General features: G+C 42.8%; 18 protein-coding genes. 12 read left to right on the plus strand and 6 right to left on the minus strand.

Annotation, left to right across the window (positions count from 1 at the left end):
• Window positions 1-289 precede the first annotated feature (289 nt).
• From JMX96_RS06785 to JMX96_RS06820, 8 genes are all read left to right on the plus strand, one after another.
• Window positions 290-1,654, plus strand: coding sequence for a Do family serine endopeptidase (locus JMX96_RS06785; protein WP_413786739.1), 1,365 nt, complete (start codon window positions 290-292; stop codon window positions 1,652-1,654).
• A gap of 265 nt (window positions 1,655-1,919) precedes the next feature.
• Complete coding sequence (locus tag JMX96_RS06790; protein ID WP_201568206.1) at window positions 1,920-3,128, plus strand: hypothetical protein; 1,209 nt, start codon at window positions 1,920-1,922, stop codon at window positions 3,126-3,128.
• A 449-nt stretch (window positions 3,129-3,577) separates the two neighbouring features.
• Window positions 3,578-4,483 (plus strand): 4-hydroxy-tetrahydrodipicolinate synthase, encoded by a 906-nt coding sequence (dapA, locus tag JMX96_RS06795; RefSeq protein ID WP_201568207.1) that lies wholly within the window; start codon window positions 3,578-3,580, stop codon window positions 4,481-4,483.
• Window positions 4,484-4,624: 141 nt separating this feature from the next.
• On the plus strand, window positions 4,625-4,951 hold the full coding sequence (locus tag JMX96_RS06800) for a hypothetical protein (RefSeq protein WP_370587156.1): 327 nt from the start codon (window positions 4,625-4,627) through the stop codon (window positions 4,949-4,951).
• A 128-nt stretch (window positions 4,952-5,079) separates the two neighbouring features.
• Window positions 5,080-5,793, plus strand: coding sequence for a phosphoribosylaminoimidazolesuccinocarboxamide synthase (gene purC, locus JMX96_RS06805; RefSeq protein ID WP_057757995.1), 714 nt, complete (start codon window positions 5,080-5,082; stop codon window positions 5,791-5,793).
• Window positions 5,794-6,018: 225 nt separating this feature from the next.
• On the plus strand, window positions 6,019-6,528 hold the full coding sequence (locus tag JMX96_RS06810) for a hypothetical protein (protein ID WP_201568208.1): 510 nt from the start codon (window positions 6,019-6,021) through the stop codon (window positions 6,526-6,528).
• A gap of 290 nt (window positions 6,529-6,818) precedes the next feature.
• Complete coding sequence (locus JMX96_RS06815; RefSeq protein ID WP_201568209.1) at window positions 6,819-7,451, plus strand: DNA-3-methyladenine glycosylase; 633 nt, start codon at window positions 6,819-6,821, stop codon at window positions 7,449-7,451.
• A 37-nt stretch (window positions 7,452-7,488) separates the two neighbouring features.
• Entirely contained in the window at window positions 7,489-7,800 is a 312-nt protein-coding gene (locus JMX96_RS06820; protein ID WP_201568210.1) for an NGG1p interacting factor NIF3, read from the plus strand.
• A gap of 142 nt (window positions 7,801-7,942) precedes the next feature.
• Here the strand turns inward: JMX96_RS06820 and JMX96_RS06825 are convergent, their stop codons facing one another.
• From JMX96_RS06825 to JMX96_RS06840, 4 genes are all read right to left on the minus strand, one after another.
• Entirely contained in the window at window positions 7,943-8,317 is a 375-nt protein-coding gene (locus JMX96_RS06825) for a hypothetical protein (RefSeq protein WP_201568211.1), read from the minus strand.
• An 83-nt stretch (window positions 8,318-8,400) separates the two neighbouring features.
• The gene (locus JMX96_RS06830; protein ID WP_201568212.1) at window positions 8,401-9,063 is read right to left on the minus strand and encodes a hypothetical protein; all 663 of its coding nucleotides are present in this window, start codon (window positions 9,061-9,063) and stop codon (window positions 8,401-8,403) included.
• Window positions 9,064-9,786: 723 nt separating this feature from the next.
• Window positions 9,787-9,990, minus strand: coding sequence for a CsbD family protein (locus JMX96_RS06835; RefSeq protein ID WP_057758006.1), 204 nt, complete (start codon window positions 9,988-9,990; stop codon window positions 9,787-9,789).
• Window positions 9,991-10,425: 435 nt separating this feature from the next.
• Entirely contained in the window at window positions 10,426-11,667 is a 1,242-nt protein-coding gene (locus tag JMX96_RS06840; protein ID WP_201568213.1) for an NADH:flavin oxidoreductase/NADH oxidase family protein, read from the minus strand.
• Window positions 11,668-11,877: 210 nt separating this feature from the next.
• Between JMX96_RS06840 and JMX96_RS06845 the strand changes: the two genes are divergently transcribed.
• Together JMX96_RS06845 and JMX96_RS06850 are read left to right on the plus strand one after the other, a co-directional pair.
• Window positions 11,878-12,576: a TetR/AcrR family transcriptional regulator gene (locus JMX96_RS06845; RefSeq protein WP_201568214.1), complete on the plus strand. Its 699-nt coding sequence runs from the start codon at window positions 11,878-11,880 to the stop codon at window positions 12,574-12,576.
• Between the two features lie 63 nt (window positions 12,577-12,639).
• Window positions 12,640-14,838 (plus strand): molybdopterin oxidoreductase family protein, encoded by a 2,199-nt coding sequence (locus JMX96_RS06850; RefSeq protein ID WP_201568215.1) that lies wholly within the window; start codon window positions 12,640-12,642, stop codon window positions 14,836-14,838.
• Between the two features lie 92 nt (window positions 14,839-14,930).
• Here the strand turns inward: JMX96_RS06850 and JMX96_RS06855 are convergent, their stop codons facing one another.
• Together JMX96_RS06855 and JMX96_RS06860 are read right to left on the minus strand one after the other, a co-directional pair.
• Complete coding sequence (locus JMX96_RS06855) at window positions 14,931-16,256, minus strand: D-amino acid dehydrogenase (protein WP_201568216.1); 1,326 nt, start codon at window positions 16,254-16,256, stop codon at window positions 14,931-14,933.
• Window positions 16,257-16,347: 91 nt separating this feature from the next.
• Window positions 16,348-17,100 carry a YgfZ/GcvT domain-containing protein gene (locus JMX96_RS06860; protein WP_201568217.1) on the minus strand — a complete coding sequence of 251 codons (753 nt, stop codon included), beginning with the start codon at window positions 17,098-17,100 and terminating at the stop codon, window positions 16,348-16,350.
• A gap of 468 nt (window positions 17,101-17,568) precedes the next feature.
• Here JMX96_RS06860 and JMX96_RS06865 point away from each other — a divergent pair, with 468 nt between their 5' ends.
• Both JMX96_RS06865 and hemL read left to right on the plus strand, forming a co-directional pair.
• Window positions 17,569-17,922, plus strand: coding sequence for a zinc ribbon domain-containing protein YjdM (locus tag JMX96_RS06865; protein ID WP_057758016.1), 354 nt, complete (start codon window positions 17,569-17,571; stop codon window positions 17,920-17,922).
• Window positions 17,923-18,025: 103 nt separating this feature from the next.
• Window positions 18,026-19,327 carry a glutamate-1-semialdehyde 2,1-aminomutase gene (hemL, locus tag JMX96_RS06870; RefSeq protein WP_201568218.1) on the plus strand — a complete coding sequence of 434 codons (1,302 nt, stop codon included), beginning with the start codon at window positions 18,026-18,028 and terminating at the stop codon, window positions 19,325-19,327.
• Window positions 19,328-19,518: the final 191 nt, after the last annotated feature.

Raw genomic sequence — 19,518 nt, forward strand, 5'->3', positions numbered from 1 at the left:
GATAAAAATAAGCGTAAAGTAATTGCTAAATAGCTATGACAATAAGTTCGAATAAAAGTGCTGTGCAATATAAATAGATAAGAGAATATAATTTCACCAAATAGTAACGAATAGGGGCATGCCGCTTGGTGTAGTCGCTATCGCTGACAATCATAACGTGGCTGTTAATAACAGCGATTACTCATATGGAGGACACAAAATGCCTATCAATATGTTCAAAGGACAGACCACTGCCAATATGCAGCGCTGGTTACAACGTAGTGCGCTGGCACTCGCTGTTAGTACCGCTATGTTTGCTAGTATCAATGTCACGACGATAAACAGTGCTCAGGCTGCAGTCACTACGGCTGATTTCTCTGGTTTGGTGCAACAAGTCACGCCAGCAGTGGCACGCGTCAATGTCACCAAAACGATTAGTGAAGCCGAGCTCGCTAAGGCTCAGACTGCTGAAGTATTGCGTCAGTTCTTTGGTGATCGTCTACGTATTCCTGATCGAGTTGCGACGCCAGCGATTGAACATGCTTATGGTACGGCCTTTTTTATTACCTCCAATGGATACATGCTAACCAATCATCATGTCATCGCAGGTGCGGACAAAATCACTGTGACGCTCAATGACAGAACCGAGCTTGATGCAACCTTGGTCGGTAGTGACGAGCGCTCAGATGTGGCGGTGCTAAAAGTTGAGGGCAACCAATTTCCAGCCCTGCCTATCGGCGACTCAAGTGGTCTAAAAGTAGGGGAGCCAGTATTAGCAATCGGTTCGCCATTTGGTTTTGACTACTCAGCCTCTGCTGGTATTGTCAGTGCCAAGTCGCGTAGCTTCTCGCGTGAGACCAGTGTGCCATTTATCCAAACGGATGTGGCATTAAACCCTGGTAATTCTGGCGGACCACTGTTTAATCAGCGCGGTGAAGTGATTGGTATCAATTCGCGTATTTTTAGTGGTACTGGCGGTTATATGGGTCTGTCATTCTCGATCCCTATTGACGCTGCCATGGATATTTATGAGCAGCTAAAAAATGACGGTGAAGTGGCGCGTGCTTATCTAGGAATTTATCCACAAGATATCGATCGTAATCTGGCCGAGGCTTACAATTTAGAGCGCCCTCAAGGTGCCTTACTGACTCGTGTATCACCAGATTCACCAGCACAAAAATCAGGCCTAAAACCTGGTGACATCATTTTGCAATACAATGACGTACAAATCATGGAGGCATCAGATTTGCTGAACTTGCTCAATCGAGCGCGTCCAAGCGACCCCTTCCGTGCACGGATTCAGCGTAACGGTAAGCAGATGGTGATTAACGGCAAGCTCGCTTATGCGCCTAATGATGTAAGAGCACAGAGCGGTGATGAGCAAAATGATGATGTACAGTTGGGCCTACGTTTACGCGATTTGACGGCAGATGAACAAGCAGAAATTGCTGTCGATAATAAAACCGGTATATTGGTTACCACTGTCGATCCTACTGGATTGGCCGCGCGCTCAGGTATTCTGGCAGGTGATGTCATCACTAACTTTCATCAAAAGCCGATTGAAACAGTGGCAGACTTTTCAGGTGCTATCTCATCTCTTCCTAAAAAAGGCGTGGTCACTATAGAAGTTATACGCCAAGGCATTCCTGCTATTATTGGTCTGCGTATTGAGTAGGTGTCATGATTAAATCGTGGCTGTTAATTTGACTCATAATGTAACTCAGATTACGGTGCAGAGTATAAAGGCAGCGCGCACGTCAATAATTGTGCTTGTCTATCATGGAGGTCGACCTCTATAATGTTTGGCTTTTTATCAAACAGCTAAGAGTAAGACCTCAACAGCAATCCATTCGTCAAATGAGTTATTGAGCAATCAATAGGCTCTAAGGTGAGCCGAGTCGCTTAGTAGGCTCGTACCACTATGCAACCGCTAGGTAATTATGACTGACCCCGCTCTACATACGCTTATTACAACGACGTCAGCAGCATTGCTAGCGTACATTGCACTGTGGTCAGGGCTACAAACGTTTAATGCCAATCCTACTAAGCGCTTTATGCGTATTTGGGTGAAGCTCGCATTATATTATGCCGCTTATACGATGCCTATTTGGGCGATATTGCTTATCATGGTTTGGTCACAGGACCTGATGCCGATGTTAGCGCAGCTATCACTATTTGCCGTACTGATGGCAATATTGATGATGGGCTTATACTTTTATACTGTCATTGTACAACCTAACCGCTTGCGATTAGAGCATCATTCTATTGACTTAGATTTGTCTACACCGCTCAAAGTCGCCGTATTGGCAGATTTGCGCATAGGAATATACGGTGGTAAGCCGCGTCATATTCGCAAGCTGGTCTCTACTATTAATGCCTTATCAGCAGATGCCGTGCTGATTACTGGCGACTGGCTATACTATCCAAGTGCAGATTTAGTGGGTCAGTTAATGCTGTTTAAAGGGGTGAATAAACCTGTTTATACAGTCATGAGTACATCGGACTTGCGTTATCAATCTATGAATACGACCAAACAAGGTCAGCCACTATTAGAAGATACATTGGCCAGTACTTTTGATGTACTCGATATTAACTATATCGGTCAGCAATGTACGTCATTGCCACTCAAGTGTGCAAGAGCAACAAATAAGCAGTCAGTCGTCAATCAGTCTACTAATCAAACTAATAATCAAGACAGTGTTGATCAAGAAAATTCAAATATAAATCCATTAGTAGCGGTGCTTTGCGGCTGGCAAGATGTACCTAAGCAATCTACAGATATTGAAACGTCAGAGGCGACTGATAAAGCAATGCTTGGATCGGAGATAGCCAATGCCACCAGCCCAGTGATTATCTTGGCATCACGATTTGATAGTATCAGTGATCTGCCAAAATCTTTACAACCACGCCCTTTGTTGATAACAGGCGCTGCAAAGGCTATTCAAAAAAATATCCTGCTTGCTCAAAAACAGAACGATATTCGACGCAGTAGTGAGCAATCAACATTGCTATATAACAGTCGTATGGCTAAGCAGCGCGGCCTATATCAACATGCAAGTGCACAGATATTTGTCAGTAGTGGCATCGGTACGAGAGGGTTGCCTTTTCGATTCTATCGACCTACTATCGATGTGTTGACGATTCGTTAATATTACATAAGAGACTTATCAGCGCACATTGCTTACGCTAAACTGCTCCTTTAATGATGTAACTATTTATCTACAAGGTTTTAGGCCAAGCTTTATATATTTAAGCAAAAAATAATTCCCGTTTTTTGGTACTAAAATTATGTGCTGACTGCCAATTGATTGATAGCGGTCAAATCAAAATATGCTACACTAACGAGCACTCTTATTATTATATTTCTGTTGGTTAGTAAGCAGGCCTTTACTCTTAGTAGATGGCCATCACGATACTGATATCGTAGATATAATAATCTATGGTACAAACGCTATTATAGTAATTAGAGACGCAGCATTAACATCAAGTAAGTTAAGCCATCAGCGTTTATCAACGCATATAAAGCAATGGCCACTTGCAAACGACCTATCATGTGACAGCTTTAATAAAAGCTAGGATAATACAGTAAGGCACGGTTATGAGCACAGCATACGACGAGATCAAAACCCGACTACAAGGCTCAATGGTAGCCTTGGTAACGCCCATGCACCCTGACGGTAAGGTCGATTATAAACGTCTCGCAGATCTCATAGATTGGCAGATCGAGCAAGGCACACACTGCCTTGTGGCTGTTGGTACTACTGGCGAATCAGCGACCCTATCTATGCAAGAGCATAGCGATGTCATTCGCTATTTTGTCCAGCATGTCAAAGGTCGTGTACCGGTCATCGCGGGTACTGGTGCCAACAACACGATGGAAGCCATCAAGCTGACTCAGGATGCTGCCGATGCAGGTGCAGACTGTGCGTTGCTAGTCGCTCCTTACTACAATAAGCCGCCACAAGAAGGCTTGTTTCAGCATTATCAAGCCATTGCCAAAGCCGTAAATATACCGCAAATGTTGTATAACGTGCCTGGCCGTACAGTGGTTGATATTGCTCAAGACACGGTCGAGCGTTTGTGTGACATCGATAATATCGTTGCTATCAAAGATGCGACAGGATCTGTCGGTCGCGGTGAGCAATTGATCAAAGCTGTTGGTGACAGAATGGTTGTGCTATCTGGTGATGACGGCACTGCACTTGATCTAATGAAAGTAGGCGGCAAAGGTAATATCTCAGTCACTGCTAACGTGGCGCCAAAAGCCATGAGCGAGACTTTTTCTGCGGGTTTGCGTGGTGACTTCGAGGCGGCTGGTAAAATCCATGACGTGGTCAAGCATTTGCACCGCGACCTATTTATCGAATCAAGCCCTATCCCAGCGAAGTATGCATTGCACAAAATGGGCATTATCGATAAAGGTATCCGTCTGCCATTGGTTTGGCTCGCAGAGCAGCATCATGCAACTATTGATGAAGCATTGGTTCGAGCAAACATACTATAAATTGATATTTAGCCAATTGATATTCGGCGATTTAAGACTTGCTGCACATTAGATGAGTGCCATTCGAGCTAGCAGCATGCCAACTTATCACGATAAGTCAATCGCCTACATGAGCAATAACTGCTAACTCAGAGAGACAACATGATGACAGTAACATCAAAGACAACATCATCAACGACAAAATTATTTCCAGCAATGCTGACCTTGGTTTTGGGTAGCACTTTGGTATTGAGCGGCTGTCAAGCAACTAAAAACTTGCTTGGTAAACGTGACAACGGTAGCTTAGATTATCAACAAAGCAAAAAGCTTGCACCGATAGAGCTACCTGCCGCACAAGAAACGGCACCCTTTGTACCTTTGTATTCAACACCTAATGCTGGGGCAAACACACTCCAACTACAAAATGAGTCAGGCAATCAGTATCAGCTACCAAAGCCTCAGCGTGCTGTTAGCAACACTTCGAACTAAACTTATTCCCTTATCTATATCGCTGACTTTTGCGTTTTTTATTATAGCCGCAAACCATGTATCTTACATCAGTCAGCGGTAGCTGCGCGTTTTTACCACATAAGCTTGAACGAACAGGAACCCCCATAATGCAAAAGCAACAACTGCTGTATAAAGGTAAAGCCAAATCTGTCTATGAAACAGAGGACAATGATCTTCTGATTTTGCACTTCCGTGATGATACCTCAGCGCTTGATGGTAAGCGTATCGAACAATTAGCACGTAAAGGTGTGGTTAATAACCGCTTTAATGCTTTTATCATGCAAAAATTGTCTGATGCTGGTATCGAAACACATTTCGAGAAGCAATTGTCTGATGACGAAGTGTTGGTTAAACGCTTGGACATGATTCCTGTAGAGTGCGTGGTGCGTAACTTTGCAGCTGGTAGTTTGGTACGTCGTTTAGGCTTAGAAGAAGGTCAGGCATTGACGCCGCCAACTTATGAGCTTTTTTATAAAGATGATGCGCTAGGTGATCCGATGGTTAACGAATCACTTTCTGTATCTCTTGGTTGGGCGACCAAAGAGCAACTGGCTAAAATGGAAGAGCTAACCTATCAAGTCAATGATGTATTAAAGGCATTGTTTGATGCGGGTGATTTAATCCTAGTTGATTTCAAACTAGAGTTTGGCGTATTCCATGACCGTATCGTATTAGGTGATGAGTTCTCACCAGATGGCTGCCGTATTTGGGACAAGAACACCAAGAAGAAACTTGATAAAGACCGTTTCCGTCAGTCACTAGGTGATGTGATTGAAGCTTATGAAGAAGTGGCTGACCGTATTGGTGTGCCATTAAAATAAGCATCTGATACTTAGCATAAAATAAAAACTGAGCCATATGCTCAGTTTTTTTATGGCATTACATTAATGTTGGTACCCTAGTGAGGATTTGAATCTTTGGCTGTAGGCTACTAATATCAATATTTTAACTCGCTGAAATACTCACAGGGTACTTCATGGTGTACTTACCATACATATTCTACTAGTGATCGGTGCGCTATACAGGCATCGAACTGGCATAAAACAATGAAAAATATCGTTTCTATTATAAAAACTGTTTTTATTATAATGGTAATATCATTTCTTTCACTAATTTGGTGGACTTTTTACACAGACGGCTATATAGGGTTCGGGGGTGAAACGCCATCCAGAGAAGATAGACCGTCAATGCAAGAAGTTGCCTCATTATTAGATGATGTAACTAAAGGGCTTCCTCTCGCAGATCGAAATACTAAGAGATCAAAATATATGGTTAGGGCCGCAGTCAAAGTTTATGAAAACCCGACCCGAACAACTGTTAATCGATTAATGCAAAATATTACTAGCCAAAAAATTTGGAAAGAGATGCTTACAGAAGACTCTAATAGTCAAGAATATTGCTATGATCAGTATAGTCTTATTATTAATAAAGAAAATGATGATGAAATTGTATTAAATAAAGGTACAGTTCAATATTTATTCGTACATGTATCTTGGACAGATTTTAGCCCTTGTCGTAAAGCCTATCTTGAGCGTTTAAATTCTAAAGCATTCTAAATAGATTTTAGCCTTGATTTGGATATACCCCAATAGAACCAGTTATTTTACCCTCCAAACCTATTAACAGACTACTTAAAATAGACCACTATAATGGAACCACTTATAACAGACTGTAATTCCTATCTATTTATCAACCAGTATCATTCTTTAGCCACAGGCTGTTTAGCTCGTATAAAAAATCAAACATAGCGCCAACACTGTCCTCGATACCTTATCTTACTTTTATGCTAATTTGTTAGTACTTACTCATATCAATTAGACCATAAAAATAAGAAAAGGTTTTGCTAATGTCTATTGCCTCATCGACTGTTTTGGAGCCTGACTGGTTCACTCGTCCCACCTGTGTGGTCGCTGCTGATCTGATTGGTAAAGTCTTATGTCGACAGCTAACCGATAGTGATGGACAGCAAAAAACGCTACGTATGCGTATCTCAGAGACTGAAGCCTATATTGGTCAAGATGATCCCGCCTGCCATTCACATGCAGGTACTCGAACGGCGCGTACAGAGATTATGTATGAGCAAGGCGGTGTGTTCTATGTCTATCTGACCTATGGCGTGCATCATATGCTAAATTTGATTAGCGGCTCTGTAGAGTCGCCTGAATCGGTATTGATACGCGCTGGGTTTTTGATTGATGACAGTGACCGTCTGATTGAAGAGCAACAACTCAGTCCGGATAAGCAATTTACACATCCTAAGCAGTTCGCAGGCCCTGGTAAATTGACCAAACGCTTGCAAATTGATCGCGATTTATATGGCAAGCCTATTTCGCCGACATCAGACGTTTGGATAGAAAATGATGGCTGCCAACCACCCGTGTCAGTGCGTCCACGTATCGGTATTGATTATGCAGGTGATGCCAAAGACTGGCTACTACGTTATATATGGACTGACCATTCTTCTTTATCTAAGAACTAGCAGATTGAGATTCAAAACCATTCTATGAGGTAAGCCTATGTATAAGTTGACCGTTTTTATTCCTGATGCAGCGTTAGACCAAGTGAAGTCTGCTCTGTTTGCTGCTGGCGCTGGGAAAATTGGAAACTATGAGCAATGCTGTTGGCAGGTACGAGGAGCTGGTCAGTTTATGCCACTATCAGGCAGTGAGCCGCACATTGGCACACAGGATAGTTTAGAAACGGTCGACGAGTGGCGAGTAGAAATGGTGGTGGATGAAGCCTTTATCGATGCTACCATTGCAGCATTAAAAAAGGCACATCCATATGAAACACCAGCTTATGATGTGATAAAAGTTTTAGATTTTTAGTTTTATATAGAAAAGTATCAGATGATTGACTGTAAGAGTTCTCATAAAAAAACCAAATAAGCCATTCGATGACTTATTTGGTTATAAAGTTTTTAAAGTTCCAACTGAGTAGTAACAGCGAATATCAGACCCTAACAACTGATTAATCTTTTTTAAGTTTAATCACGTTGTAGCTTGGATAACCTAGCTCAATTTTATAATCGTCGCGTCCACGTTCAGCCTTTATCTTAATCTTACGATCACCGTTTTTATATTTGACGTCTTTGACACGGTATCCCATGCTACGGACTTTACTAGCAGCTCGTTGCTCGACAACGGAGACATAGCTGTTTTTATCGTTCTTTTTGTCTTTGTGTTTTTTATGGCTTTTATTGTCCTTATGAGTATGCTCGTAAAGGTCGTCATAGCCATTGTAGCCATTCGGCGCAGTCACACAGCCTGTGGTCACTGCCAATAAAGCTGCGACTATGCTGCCAGTCGCTACCGTTTTTAATGTTGAAGATGATAGAGTTTTCATAATGATTTCCTAGTAATATATCGTTGCTCAATATGGGTAAAAGTTAAACGTACCGAGGTAATTAGCTAAAATGCTGAAGGCAATCAATCTTTTCTGACTTTGATCACATCTAAGTTTGGATAACTTAATAATATTTCGTACTTCTGTGAACCTCGTTTGGCCTCAATCTCAAAGACACCGCGCTTATTTTTTTCCTCAAGATCGATATCTTCAACACGGTAGCCCATCGCTCTTACTTTATTGACAGCACGGCGTTTAATAGTTGGGTAACGTGCTTCTCTTTTAATAGTGTCTTCGACATCGCCTTTTTTATAGCGCTGACCATTTTGATAATTATCTTGATGCTTGTTTTCTTTATAGCGGTCATTATTCTTTTGCGACTTATTATTATCCCAGTTATTTGGCCATGCTTTTTTGCTTGAGCTGATGAGTCTTAGGGCAGGGTAAGTATATTTTAGCTCGTAGGCTTGGTTGTTCTTTTTAGCATAAGCCGTAAGAGCTCGATCACCACGGTAACTATCAGCTCTGATATCTATAACCTGATAGCCTTTGCGACGCAAGTCTTGTCGAAGCTGCTGACTTACACGATGAAAGTTATTGTTCTGGCTATTATCACCACCACGATAGACAGGCTGATTGTCATATCCTGAGCCTACAACTGTACAACCCACTGTCGTACCCAATAATGCAACGACAAGACCAGTAGACAAAGTGGCCTTAATAGAGAATGGTTTTATCGTTTTCATGGGGCAGTATCCTATGATGGCATTAAGTAGGCAGTTTAGATTATAAATATCTATAACTGCTGTAACTATAAGATTTTGAAGGTATTTTGGTGCGTTGAATTAGTTCGTAATTAATAAGCATCTCTAGTAATTCATTGTTCGAAATATTTCCTTACATTATCTATAATAGAGTACAAAACTTTGCGCTAGGTGTCATTTGCGTTAATAAGTTGTAATAATTGTGGCAAATAAAATATATTGTTGTAAGCATATGCTTACACGCAATGACGTTTACGCGACTTAACATACGAGTGAGAGTTAGGCATTATAGTCACACGGCATTAGGGAATGTGACTCAAGGATTGAGTTGACCGCATTAAGGATAATGATTCGATAACTAGCGTCAGGATGACAATAGCGATTGAAGTAAGGACACAGTCCCTTTGCTGATAGCAGCAAGTAATACTGAAGCTGTAGTGTAGTAAAAAGGGCAGGATGCCCAGTATCACAATATACTGAATATTTGTGCAAGGATGCATGAAACGCAGTCGTGATAGGTAACATGGATAGTTAACAATAAAACCGCATAACAATTGATTGCTATGCGGTTTTATTGTGTCTGGAGAATGGTAATTTATTTCTCCAACAGCTTATCTGTACAGTATAAATCTGATATAAAAAAACCGCATATATCTCTATACGGTTTTTTAGTTTATTCAGTACAGTAGTTATGAACTAAATATATTAATATTTATTTTCTACACGCCAGTCATCTACTTCACGCTCTGCGTCTTCTTTGGCATGACCATAGCGCTCTTGTACACGACCTACTAGCTTGTCACGGCTACCTTCGATATGGGTAAGATCGTCGTCTGTTAGCTCGGCCCATTTCTGTTTAACTGAACCTTTCATTTGGTTCCATTCGCCTTTTAGAGTATGTTCGTTCATTATATTCTTCCTTTTATTGAACTTATTGTGTTTGATTTATTTCTTAATCACTATTTTGATTCTTATTTCATAATATCGATTACTGATAATACTATTTAATTTTTATTCTAATTGTATTGCACAAGGATAAATGATTGGTTCCAAATATCTTGTGAGATTAAATATAGGACTTTTCAATTCAGCTGTCTGTATATGCTATGTTTATAGTGTTACTTAATTATAGTGGGCGTTTACTAAGTGTTATCTACAGGACCACTGTAGTAGTGCCACGTAAATTGCGTCTATTGTGCGTGATAATAATTTCTTCTATGAACTTGTTGTTTATATAAATATTAAGAAAATATATTATTATTCAAAAATACTTATGTAGATAAAAAAGCAGCTACTCAAAAATAGAGTAGCTGCTTTTTTATTGTCTTTGAAATTGATTGAAAGTTATTTCGTCGAATATTTATTCAAATACTGATGATAGCGTTTGGTGAGTTTTTTTATTCGTATACGATCAGAAATCAATGAGAAAATTGGTGAGGCATTTGGTTTGGGCGACTTCCCTTGTCCCATGCGTTGTAATTGTCGCTTGATGACCGCCATTGTAGCAACTGCACTTAGGGTTTTATCTTTCCAGCGTACCACAGGATTATGAGCACTAAGCGTACTATCATTTTTCCAGCCATTCGGTAGAGCAGGGTTCATGGCTAATGCGGTTCCCATACCAACCACTTCAATCCCTTGCGCCAGTACCTCTTCTGCGACAGCCAATCGCCTAACGCCACCTGTCGTCATGATAGGCATGGTAGCGACTTGAGCAATCTCCTTTGCGAAGTCTAAAAAGTAAGCTTCTCGTTGCAACGTACGACCATCTGCTGTGCTGCCTTGCATGGCTGGACTTTCGTAGCTACCACCTGATAGTTCAACCAAATCTACGGCCAATTCATTCATCGCTGAAATAACCACTTTGGCATCATCTGCATCAAATCCTCCGCGCTGGAAATCGGCCGAGTTCATCTTAACAGCGACTGCAAAGGTAGGCGCAACTTGAGCACGAACGGCTTTGATTACTTCGATTAACAGTCGCATACGATTCTCAATCGAACCGCCGTATTCATCTTTACGTTTATTAGTAAGCGGTGATAAGAATTGAGAAATTAGATAGCCGTGGGCTGCATGAATTTGCACACCATCGAAGCCAGCCTGTTCTGCTTTTAGTGCACTATCGGCAAACCGCTGGATCAATTGTTCAATATCTTGCTGCGTCATCGCACGAGGTCTGCCAAATAGATGGGAGTGCTTGCCCAAGTCAATTGCCACGTCAGAAGGTGATAGCACATCGCCACCCATGGCAGCGTATACTTGACGGCCAGGATGGTTGAGCTGCATCCAAACATGGGTATCGTTTTGCTTGGCAGCATTTGCCCACGCTCTAAAAGGCGCTATCTCACTGTGTTTGTCTAATACGACACCGCCAGGTCCTGTCATAGCGCGGCCATCGACCATCACGTTTCCCGTGATTAACAGACCTGTCCCGCCTTCGGCCCAATTTTTGTATAGACAGAGCAGAGTAGGGCCAGGGACTTGACCGATATCAGCCATGTTTTCTTCCATGGCAGCTTTCGCTAAACGGTTGGGTAATGTAGCGCCACAAGGCAGCACTAAAGGGGAGAATACAGGTGATGTCATGATGGTGGCCTAGAAATCGTTGTTTTGTGAAGCATGAGTTCTACTATGGGTTTGGCTATAGACATATGGTTTAAATGACTATAACCTTATAGCTAAGATATTCGCTGTCGGCAGTTGACCATTATCATCACATTTTTTTGGCACAATAGCACCTAAGGTAAATTACTGGCGTGTCGATATAATTATCTATTGAATAGGAAGACCTCTGCATTGAATGTATTAACGCAAAATTTGACAGTCCCAGTAGAATCTAAACGTGAGCTGGCAAAAGCCAAGACTCGGCGTGCGTTATTAAAAAGTGCCTTGCGGTTGTATAGTTTGGAAGGTGCTCAGGGCATGAGCATGAATAAAATTGCCAAAGGTGCAGGTATTGCACAGCCCAGTTTTTACAATCATTTTGAGAGCCTAGAGGCGCTACAAAATGAGCTGAGCGCCCAACTAAAAGACAATTATCTATCACCGATGCGATTGGCATGGGTCAATATGCTCAAAGATTATGATGTATTGAGTAAAGATCAGTTTAATCAGCAATGTCGACAATGCTTGATTATGATTTTTGATTCAGCATTTGAGAATATCGCGCTGTTTCAGCATTTGTTAGAGGATCGCCCACGGTTTAGTGACAGTATAGAAAATCAATCTTCATTGAATAATGGACTGGGCAATCTGATTATCGAAATACAAGAAGAATGGACAGAGATATTTATTCAAGGATTGCAGTTGTCCAATCGTTCTTGCGAGCGCAGTGCTGTCAATCTATGCGTTGATATGGCGGCGGCACAAGTACATGAGTTGATATTGGGCTGTCATCAGCAGCGTTACTCAAGACAACAAGCGATTGCCACCTTGAGTATCAGCTTTGACGCACTGTTCGCCAATTTTTTGCACGGAAGCAATACTAGTCAGTAATGATAATAAGCAAAAATTATTGTCATGAAATCTAGAACAAAAAACACAACAGGGAGAGTAACTATGGCCACAACCACGGCTGTACCAACGTTAGGCGAAGCGCAAACGCATTTTAGAACTTGTACATTGTGCGAGGCGATGTGCGGTGTCGAAATAAAACATGATGGCGAAAAAGTCTTGTCGATTAAAGGGGATAAAAACGATCCTTTTTCGCAAGGCTATATTTGTCCGAAAGCCACCGCTTTGCAAGATTTGCATGAAGATCCTGACCGTTTGCGTCAGCCAGTAGAGAGAACAGCTGACGGTTGGAAATCTATTAGTTGGCCAGAAGCTTTGGATAAAGTCGCCGCAGGTATTCAATCCATACAGCAAAAGTATGGTCAAAATGCACTAGGCGTTTATTTAGGTAATCCTAACGTACATAACATGGGCGGCATGTTGACCATCAAACAACTGCTTACCAGCTTAAAGACGCGCAGTCGTTTTTCTGCCACCTCTATCGACCAGCTGCCGCATCATATTATTAGCATGCATCTGTTTGGTCACATGCTGCGCATTCCAGTTCCTGATGTCAATAACACGCAATACATGCTGATCATCGGCGGCAATCCGCTGGCTTCCAACGGCAGTATCATGACTGCGCCCAACATGCGTCAAAAGCTAAAAGATATTAAAGCGCGCGATGGCAAGGTAGTAGTGGTTGATCCAAGACGTACCGAAACTGCCGATATCGCTAGTGAGCACCACTTTATTCGTCCAGCGACGGACGTATTGCTGCTATTGGCTATGCTAAATGAAATCTATACGCAGGGTTATGCCAAGCTCGATACTAGAGTGGCTGCCTTGGCACCTGAGATCGATCGACTTGCTTTGTTTGCTGAACAATATACGCCTGAGTCAGTGGCAGATATCACGGGTATTACCGCAGCCGAAATCAAACGTATCGTCAAAGAGTTTTGTGAAGCGGAAAGCTCAGTTTGTTATGGTCGTATGGGCATCTCAGTACAAGAGTTTGGTTTGCTAAGCCAATATCTATCTATGGTCATCAATATCGTCACGGGTCGTTTAGATGAAGTGGGTGGACTCATGTTCCCAAATCCTGCTGTCGATGTTGTGAACAGTTCTGGCCCAGGCTATTTGGGTAAACGTCATAGCCGTGTAAGTAATCTGCCTGATTTTAATGGTGAGTATCCAGTGGTTGCAATGGCAGATGAAATGTTAGTCGAAGGGGAAGGCCAGTTAAAGGGATTCGTTACGGTCGCTGGCAACCCGGTTCTGAGTACGCCAAATGGTGAAAAATTGGACGAAGCATTATCTCAGTTAGAATTTATGGTTTCGCTTGATTATTTCGTGACTGAGACCAGTCGCCATGCCAATATTATTTTGCCGCCTGTATCACCATTAGAGCGCGACCATTATGACATTACTTTTAACGGCTTTGCCGTGCACAATGTCGCCAAATATTCGCCTGCTTTGTTTGACAAAACTGACGATACCAAGCATGACTGGGAGATTTATTTAGGACTGGCAGATCGCTTAGACAAAGATGCGCCAGAAGCAACACAAAAAGAACGTGCCGCGACAAAAGCCTTTGGTCCCAAGTTTTTGTTGGAGCAAGGTCTAAAGTATGGACCTCATAAAGAGGTGACATTTGAAGCCTTAGTCAAAAATCCGCATGGTATTGATTTGGGTCCGTTGCATCGTATGTTGCCAGAGGCAATCAAACACGCTGATAAACAAATTCATCTTCATGTTGATTTTTATCAGTCAGATTTGGCCCGTGTCAAAGAGATGGTACAGCAGTACAACAGTAATGAGATTTTGCTAATCGGTCGTCGTCATGTACGTAGTAACAACTCATGGTTGCACAATAGCCATCGATTGGTAAAAGGTAAATCTCGCTGTACATTGATGTTGCATCCGCAAACGGCAGCGCAACATGGCATTGTAGACGGTCAAGATGTCAGAGTAACTTCTCGAGTAGGTAGCGTGGTCATTGCAGCAGAAGTGACGGATGAGCTGATGCCAGGAGTGGTCAGCATTCCGCATGGCTTTGGTCACGGTCGTAAAGGGGTTAAGCAAAAGATTGCGCAAGCGCATGCAGGTGTCAGCGTTAATGATTTGACCGATGAGACGTTGATTGATCAGTTGAGTGGTAATGCCGCCGTTAATGGTGTGCCTGTGCAATTAGAAGCATTGGATATGGGTGTAGATGGCTTATCTACTGCTACAGAGACTGTAGCGGAAGGCGCACTAGCATAAAGTTAATCATACCTTTGTAAAAGTATAAAAAAGGCGTTCACGTAAAGTGAGCGCCTTTTATTGTTTGTAATCTGCATATATCACTGATCTGATTAAACGCTCATACCGATAAAATCAAAATCGACATGAGGGGTTTCGCCTTGGATTAATAAACTAAGGGCTTTTGCAGAGCCGCAAGAGTGTGTCCATCCTAATGTGCCATGCCCTGTATTGAGCCATAAATTATCAAAAGTCGCTGAAGCGTTATGACTACCATGTTTGACTTGACCGCAGTGTGCGCGACCAATCAAAGGTACGTTCGATGGGGTCATCGGGCGCAGTCCTGTCCAATATTGCACCGAGTTTGCGATAATGCCTTTCGGAAATAATTGCTGCACACGCCGAGTGATGGCTTCACAGCGCGTAGCGTTTAAGTCTAGGTTGTAGCCGTTAAACTCCGCGGTACCAGCGACTCGCAATTTGTCACCCAGTCGTGAGGTGACTAGTTTAAACTCATCATCAATCAGACTGACAAAAGGCGCTAAGTGCGGCGCGCGTGGATTCACCGTATAGGTAGCCGAATATCCCTTTGCCGGAAAAATAGGTACATGGATGCCCAATGGTTTTAGTAGAGGTACGCTATAGCTGCCAAGCGCGACCACATGACTATCAGCCGTGAAGGTCTGCGCGTTTTCGCCTTTTGGACGGATGGTAATACTGTGTACATGCGGACGCGCAGAGTCGGTATCGGTATTGAGCGCTAAAATTTCGGTATCATATAAAAACTGTACGCCAGCATCGATACAGCGCTGTGCCAATCGTTGGGTAAATAGATGCGCATTGCCAGACTCATCACGACTGGTATAAGTCGCTCCAGTGAGCTTATGCGCAATTGGGTAAAGCGCTGGTTCTAAGTTGACAGCATTATTGATATCAATCACATGGCGCTCACAACCAAGTGCTTGCATCCGTTCAGTTGGTTCGATAGCCGCATCAAACTCTGCCTGATTGGTATAAAAATGCATGATACCGCGTGTTTGCTGCTCGTAATTAATACCGATATCTGCACGCAGCTGCTGCAAAGTGTCTCTAGAATATAATCCTAAGCGTACCATTTGCACCAGGTTGGCATCGGCTCTATCGGCGCGGCACTCTTGCAGAAACTGCATGGCCCATTTGAGCTGCGCTTTATCCGCACGCAAGCGATACAATAGCGGAGCATCTTCTTTAAACAACCATTTGAGCGCTTTCATCGGGGTCGCAGGATTGGCCCAAGGCGTGGCATGTGAGACAGATATTTGACCGCCATTGGCAAATGATGTTTGCATACCTGCCGCTGACTCGCGTTCAATCACGGTCACATCATAGCCTGCCTGACGTAGATACCATGCGGTGGTCACGCCCACCACGCCTGCTCCGAGTACCGCAATATGTGTCATAGGATTCTCTATGCTCATGTTAGTCATGACAGGGGCTCTGTATTAAACTACCGTCAACTTAGCTGCGTCGCTTGCCTGATTCGATGTGCTTTCATTTCGGGCGTGCGACATCTACTTGTAGTGCAGCTGGCAAGTCCAATATGCTCAAATCACTCTCTGCCAATTGTTCAGGACGTGCCACGACCAAAGCGGTAAAGCCATCGTCATTTTTCATCGCATTGACCACTTGGATTTTATCGAGCTTGTCACCTGCGTTTGGTACTGCACCGGTGCCTTGTACATAGTGCAAAAATGCTTTGGGTGCAGATTTAAAGTAGATGCGAGCGATGACTTCTTGACCCAAGTAGCAGCCTTTATCATAGTCCATGCCGCCGCGCTGATGCAGGCGCAGCTCTTGCGGTTGAAACTCACCTTGAGTCGCGGCCACAATCCAATAATTACCAGTAGCTAAGCTGCATGCCATCCAAGCCCGCGTATCCTCAGCAGTATTATGGTCGTCTTTATGGCTAAAAGTTGGCTCATTTGCTAGCACGCAAGGATAAACCGCTGCTGGTGCACTGGTTTCAAATTTAGAAAATGCCCCGTACTTATTAAGATGCGCCTGCAAAGACTCAGCACAATCGCTACTTATGACCACATCATAATGTTTTTCTGCTTGTTTTTTGATCCAGATACCGAACTCAATACGACCTTTTAGGTTACCGATGGCGGCGGCCTGATAGCTAAGCCCGAGTTTGGTAACGTCACAAGTCAATTGCCCTTGCAAGAACTTTTCGGCGTCCTCGCCTTGGATAGTTAATTGCGAAAACTGCGGTACGGCTGATAAATTTGAAGACTGAGTCATTGTTATTATCCTTCTGATGAGAGCTTACTTATTAGGGCATGTCCCTAATTCAAATGTTTATGACTAAATGGGCTAAAAATGGATATATCTTTAGCAAACGGCGTCAAATAGCTGGCCAATAGCTCGATATTACCTACGCTATTTTCCTTGTTTACCTGCGATTTATCTCATTTTTATCGCCATTTTTAAAATAGGGACACGCCCTAATATAGAGGGTAAATCGAAGTGATAAAAAATTATATGGGCGCTTTTATCATTGACAGTGTTTGTGCATATAAATTTAAATGAGGCTAAGAAGAGTACCACAAAAAACCCTGTCATAAAAAACGTCATCAGTAAGCGATGAGTTAAGTGTTAAATTGGGCATAGCGTTTGATTTTCAAGCGTACAAATTGGTTAAAGATGGTGAGTTACGGTACAATATCAGCTCTACAATTAACCTAATGTACGATGGCTGCCGAGGAAATAATGAGCTTACCAAATTGCCCTAAATGTGATGCTGAATATACGTATGAAGATGGTGCGTTACTGGTATGTCCTATGTGTGCTCATGAATGGACGGCGGCTGAGACTGATGCAGCGCAAGCTGAAGACCAAGACGCAGTTATTCGTGATGCTGTTGGCAATGAGCTACAGGACGGCGATGCGGTGACGGTTATTAAAGACCTAAAAGTCAAAGGCTCTTCAATCGTGATTAAAGTAGGAACGAAAGCGAAAAGTATTCGCCTGTTGCCAGATGCTACTGACGGTCATGATATCGACTGTAAACTTGATGGCTACGGACCAATGAAGCTCAAGTCTTCTGTGGTCAAAAAAGCTTAAATTGTAAAAACTTCTTGAAAGATTCGATAATAAACAAATATAAAGCAGACGTTTAATTACAAAACATTGTCGTTATAAATGTCGCTATAAGTAGAGAATAATTATGAGTACTAAAAACGAACAGCTCTTTGCACAAGCACGTAAACATATCCCAGGTGGTGTTAACTCACCGGTTCGCGCCTTTGCAGGAGTTGGTGGTACGCCAATCTTTATGCACCGTGCTAATGGTAGCAAAATTTATGATACCGAAGACAATGCTTATATTGACTATGTTGGCTCGTGGGGCCCAATGATTTTGGGTCATGCGCACCCAAAAGTCATCGATGCGGTAAAAAAAGCGGCCGATGATGGTTTGAGCTTTGGTACACCAACGCCGTTTGAAACCACCGTTGCTGACAAGATTTGTGACATTGTGCCGAGCGTTGAGATGATTCGTATGACCAGCTCTGGTACCGAAGCAACCATGAGTGCAATTCGTCTAGCACGTGGTTATACTCAGCGTGACAAAATCGTGAAGTTTGAAGGCTGCTACCATGGACATTCAGACAGTCTGCTAGTAAAAGCAGGCTCTGGCATGCTTGATATTGGTGAGCCAACGTCAAAAGGCGTGCCAGCAGACTTTGCTAAGCATACGATTACGATTCCTTATAATGATCCGCAAGCGATTAAGGACTGCTTTGAGAAATGGGGTGAAGAGATTGCCTGCGTTATCTTAGAGCCTATCGCTGGCAACATGAACATGGTTATTCCAACACAAGAGTTTCATGATACGTTGCGCGCAGAATGTACAGCTAATGGCGCAGTATTGATTTTTGATGAAGTGATGACTGGCTTCCGTGTTGGTCTTGGTGGCGCGCAAGGCCATTTCGGTATTGACCCTGATTTGACTTGCTTCGGTAAAATTATCGGTGCTGGCTTACCCGTTGGTGCTTTCGGTGGTAAAAAAGAAGTCATGTCTTGCATCGCGCCACTTGGCGGCGTCTATCAAGCTGGCACGTTATCAGGCAATCCACTAGCGATGCGCGCTGGTATCGCTATGTTTGAAGACTTAACGGCAGAGGGTTTCTACGACGAGTTAGCAGCGAAAGTTGATCACCTAGTAGACGGTTTCCAAGCATCAGCTGACAGACATGGTATTCATCTACGTACTAATAAGCTTGGCGGCATGTTTGGCATGTTCTTTGTCAAAGACAGTGCAATTGAAACACCAAAGAACTTCGATGACGTGACAGAGTGCGATATGGACGTATTCAATACTTTCTTCCATGGTATGCTAGATCGCGGTATTTACTTGGCACCGTCAGCTTATGAAGCAGGCTTTATGTCTATCAAACATAGTGATGAAGACATTGATGCGTCGATCAAAGCGGCTGATGAGATATTTGCAGAAATGGCAAAAGCATAGTTTAGCCATGTAAGTTATTAGCTAACTAAAAAGTTAAAGCTTAAAAAACCAGCAAGGTCATCCCGTGATCTTTGCTGGTTTTTTTGTTTATCGATATCTTATTTATAATCATATTGGGAATAATATAAAGTATTTTTGAAGATTGTTTATATAGCCGTTAACGTGACTGATGCTTATACAGTTCTTGCCTG

Source organism: Psychrobacter sp. JCM 18900 (assembly GCF_904846625.1).
In the GTDB taxonomy this organism is placed as follows: domain Bacteria; phylum Pseudomonadota; class Gammaproteobacteria; order Pseudomonadales; family Moraxellaceae; genus Psychrobacter.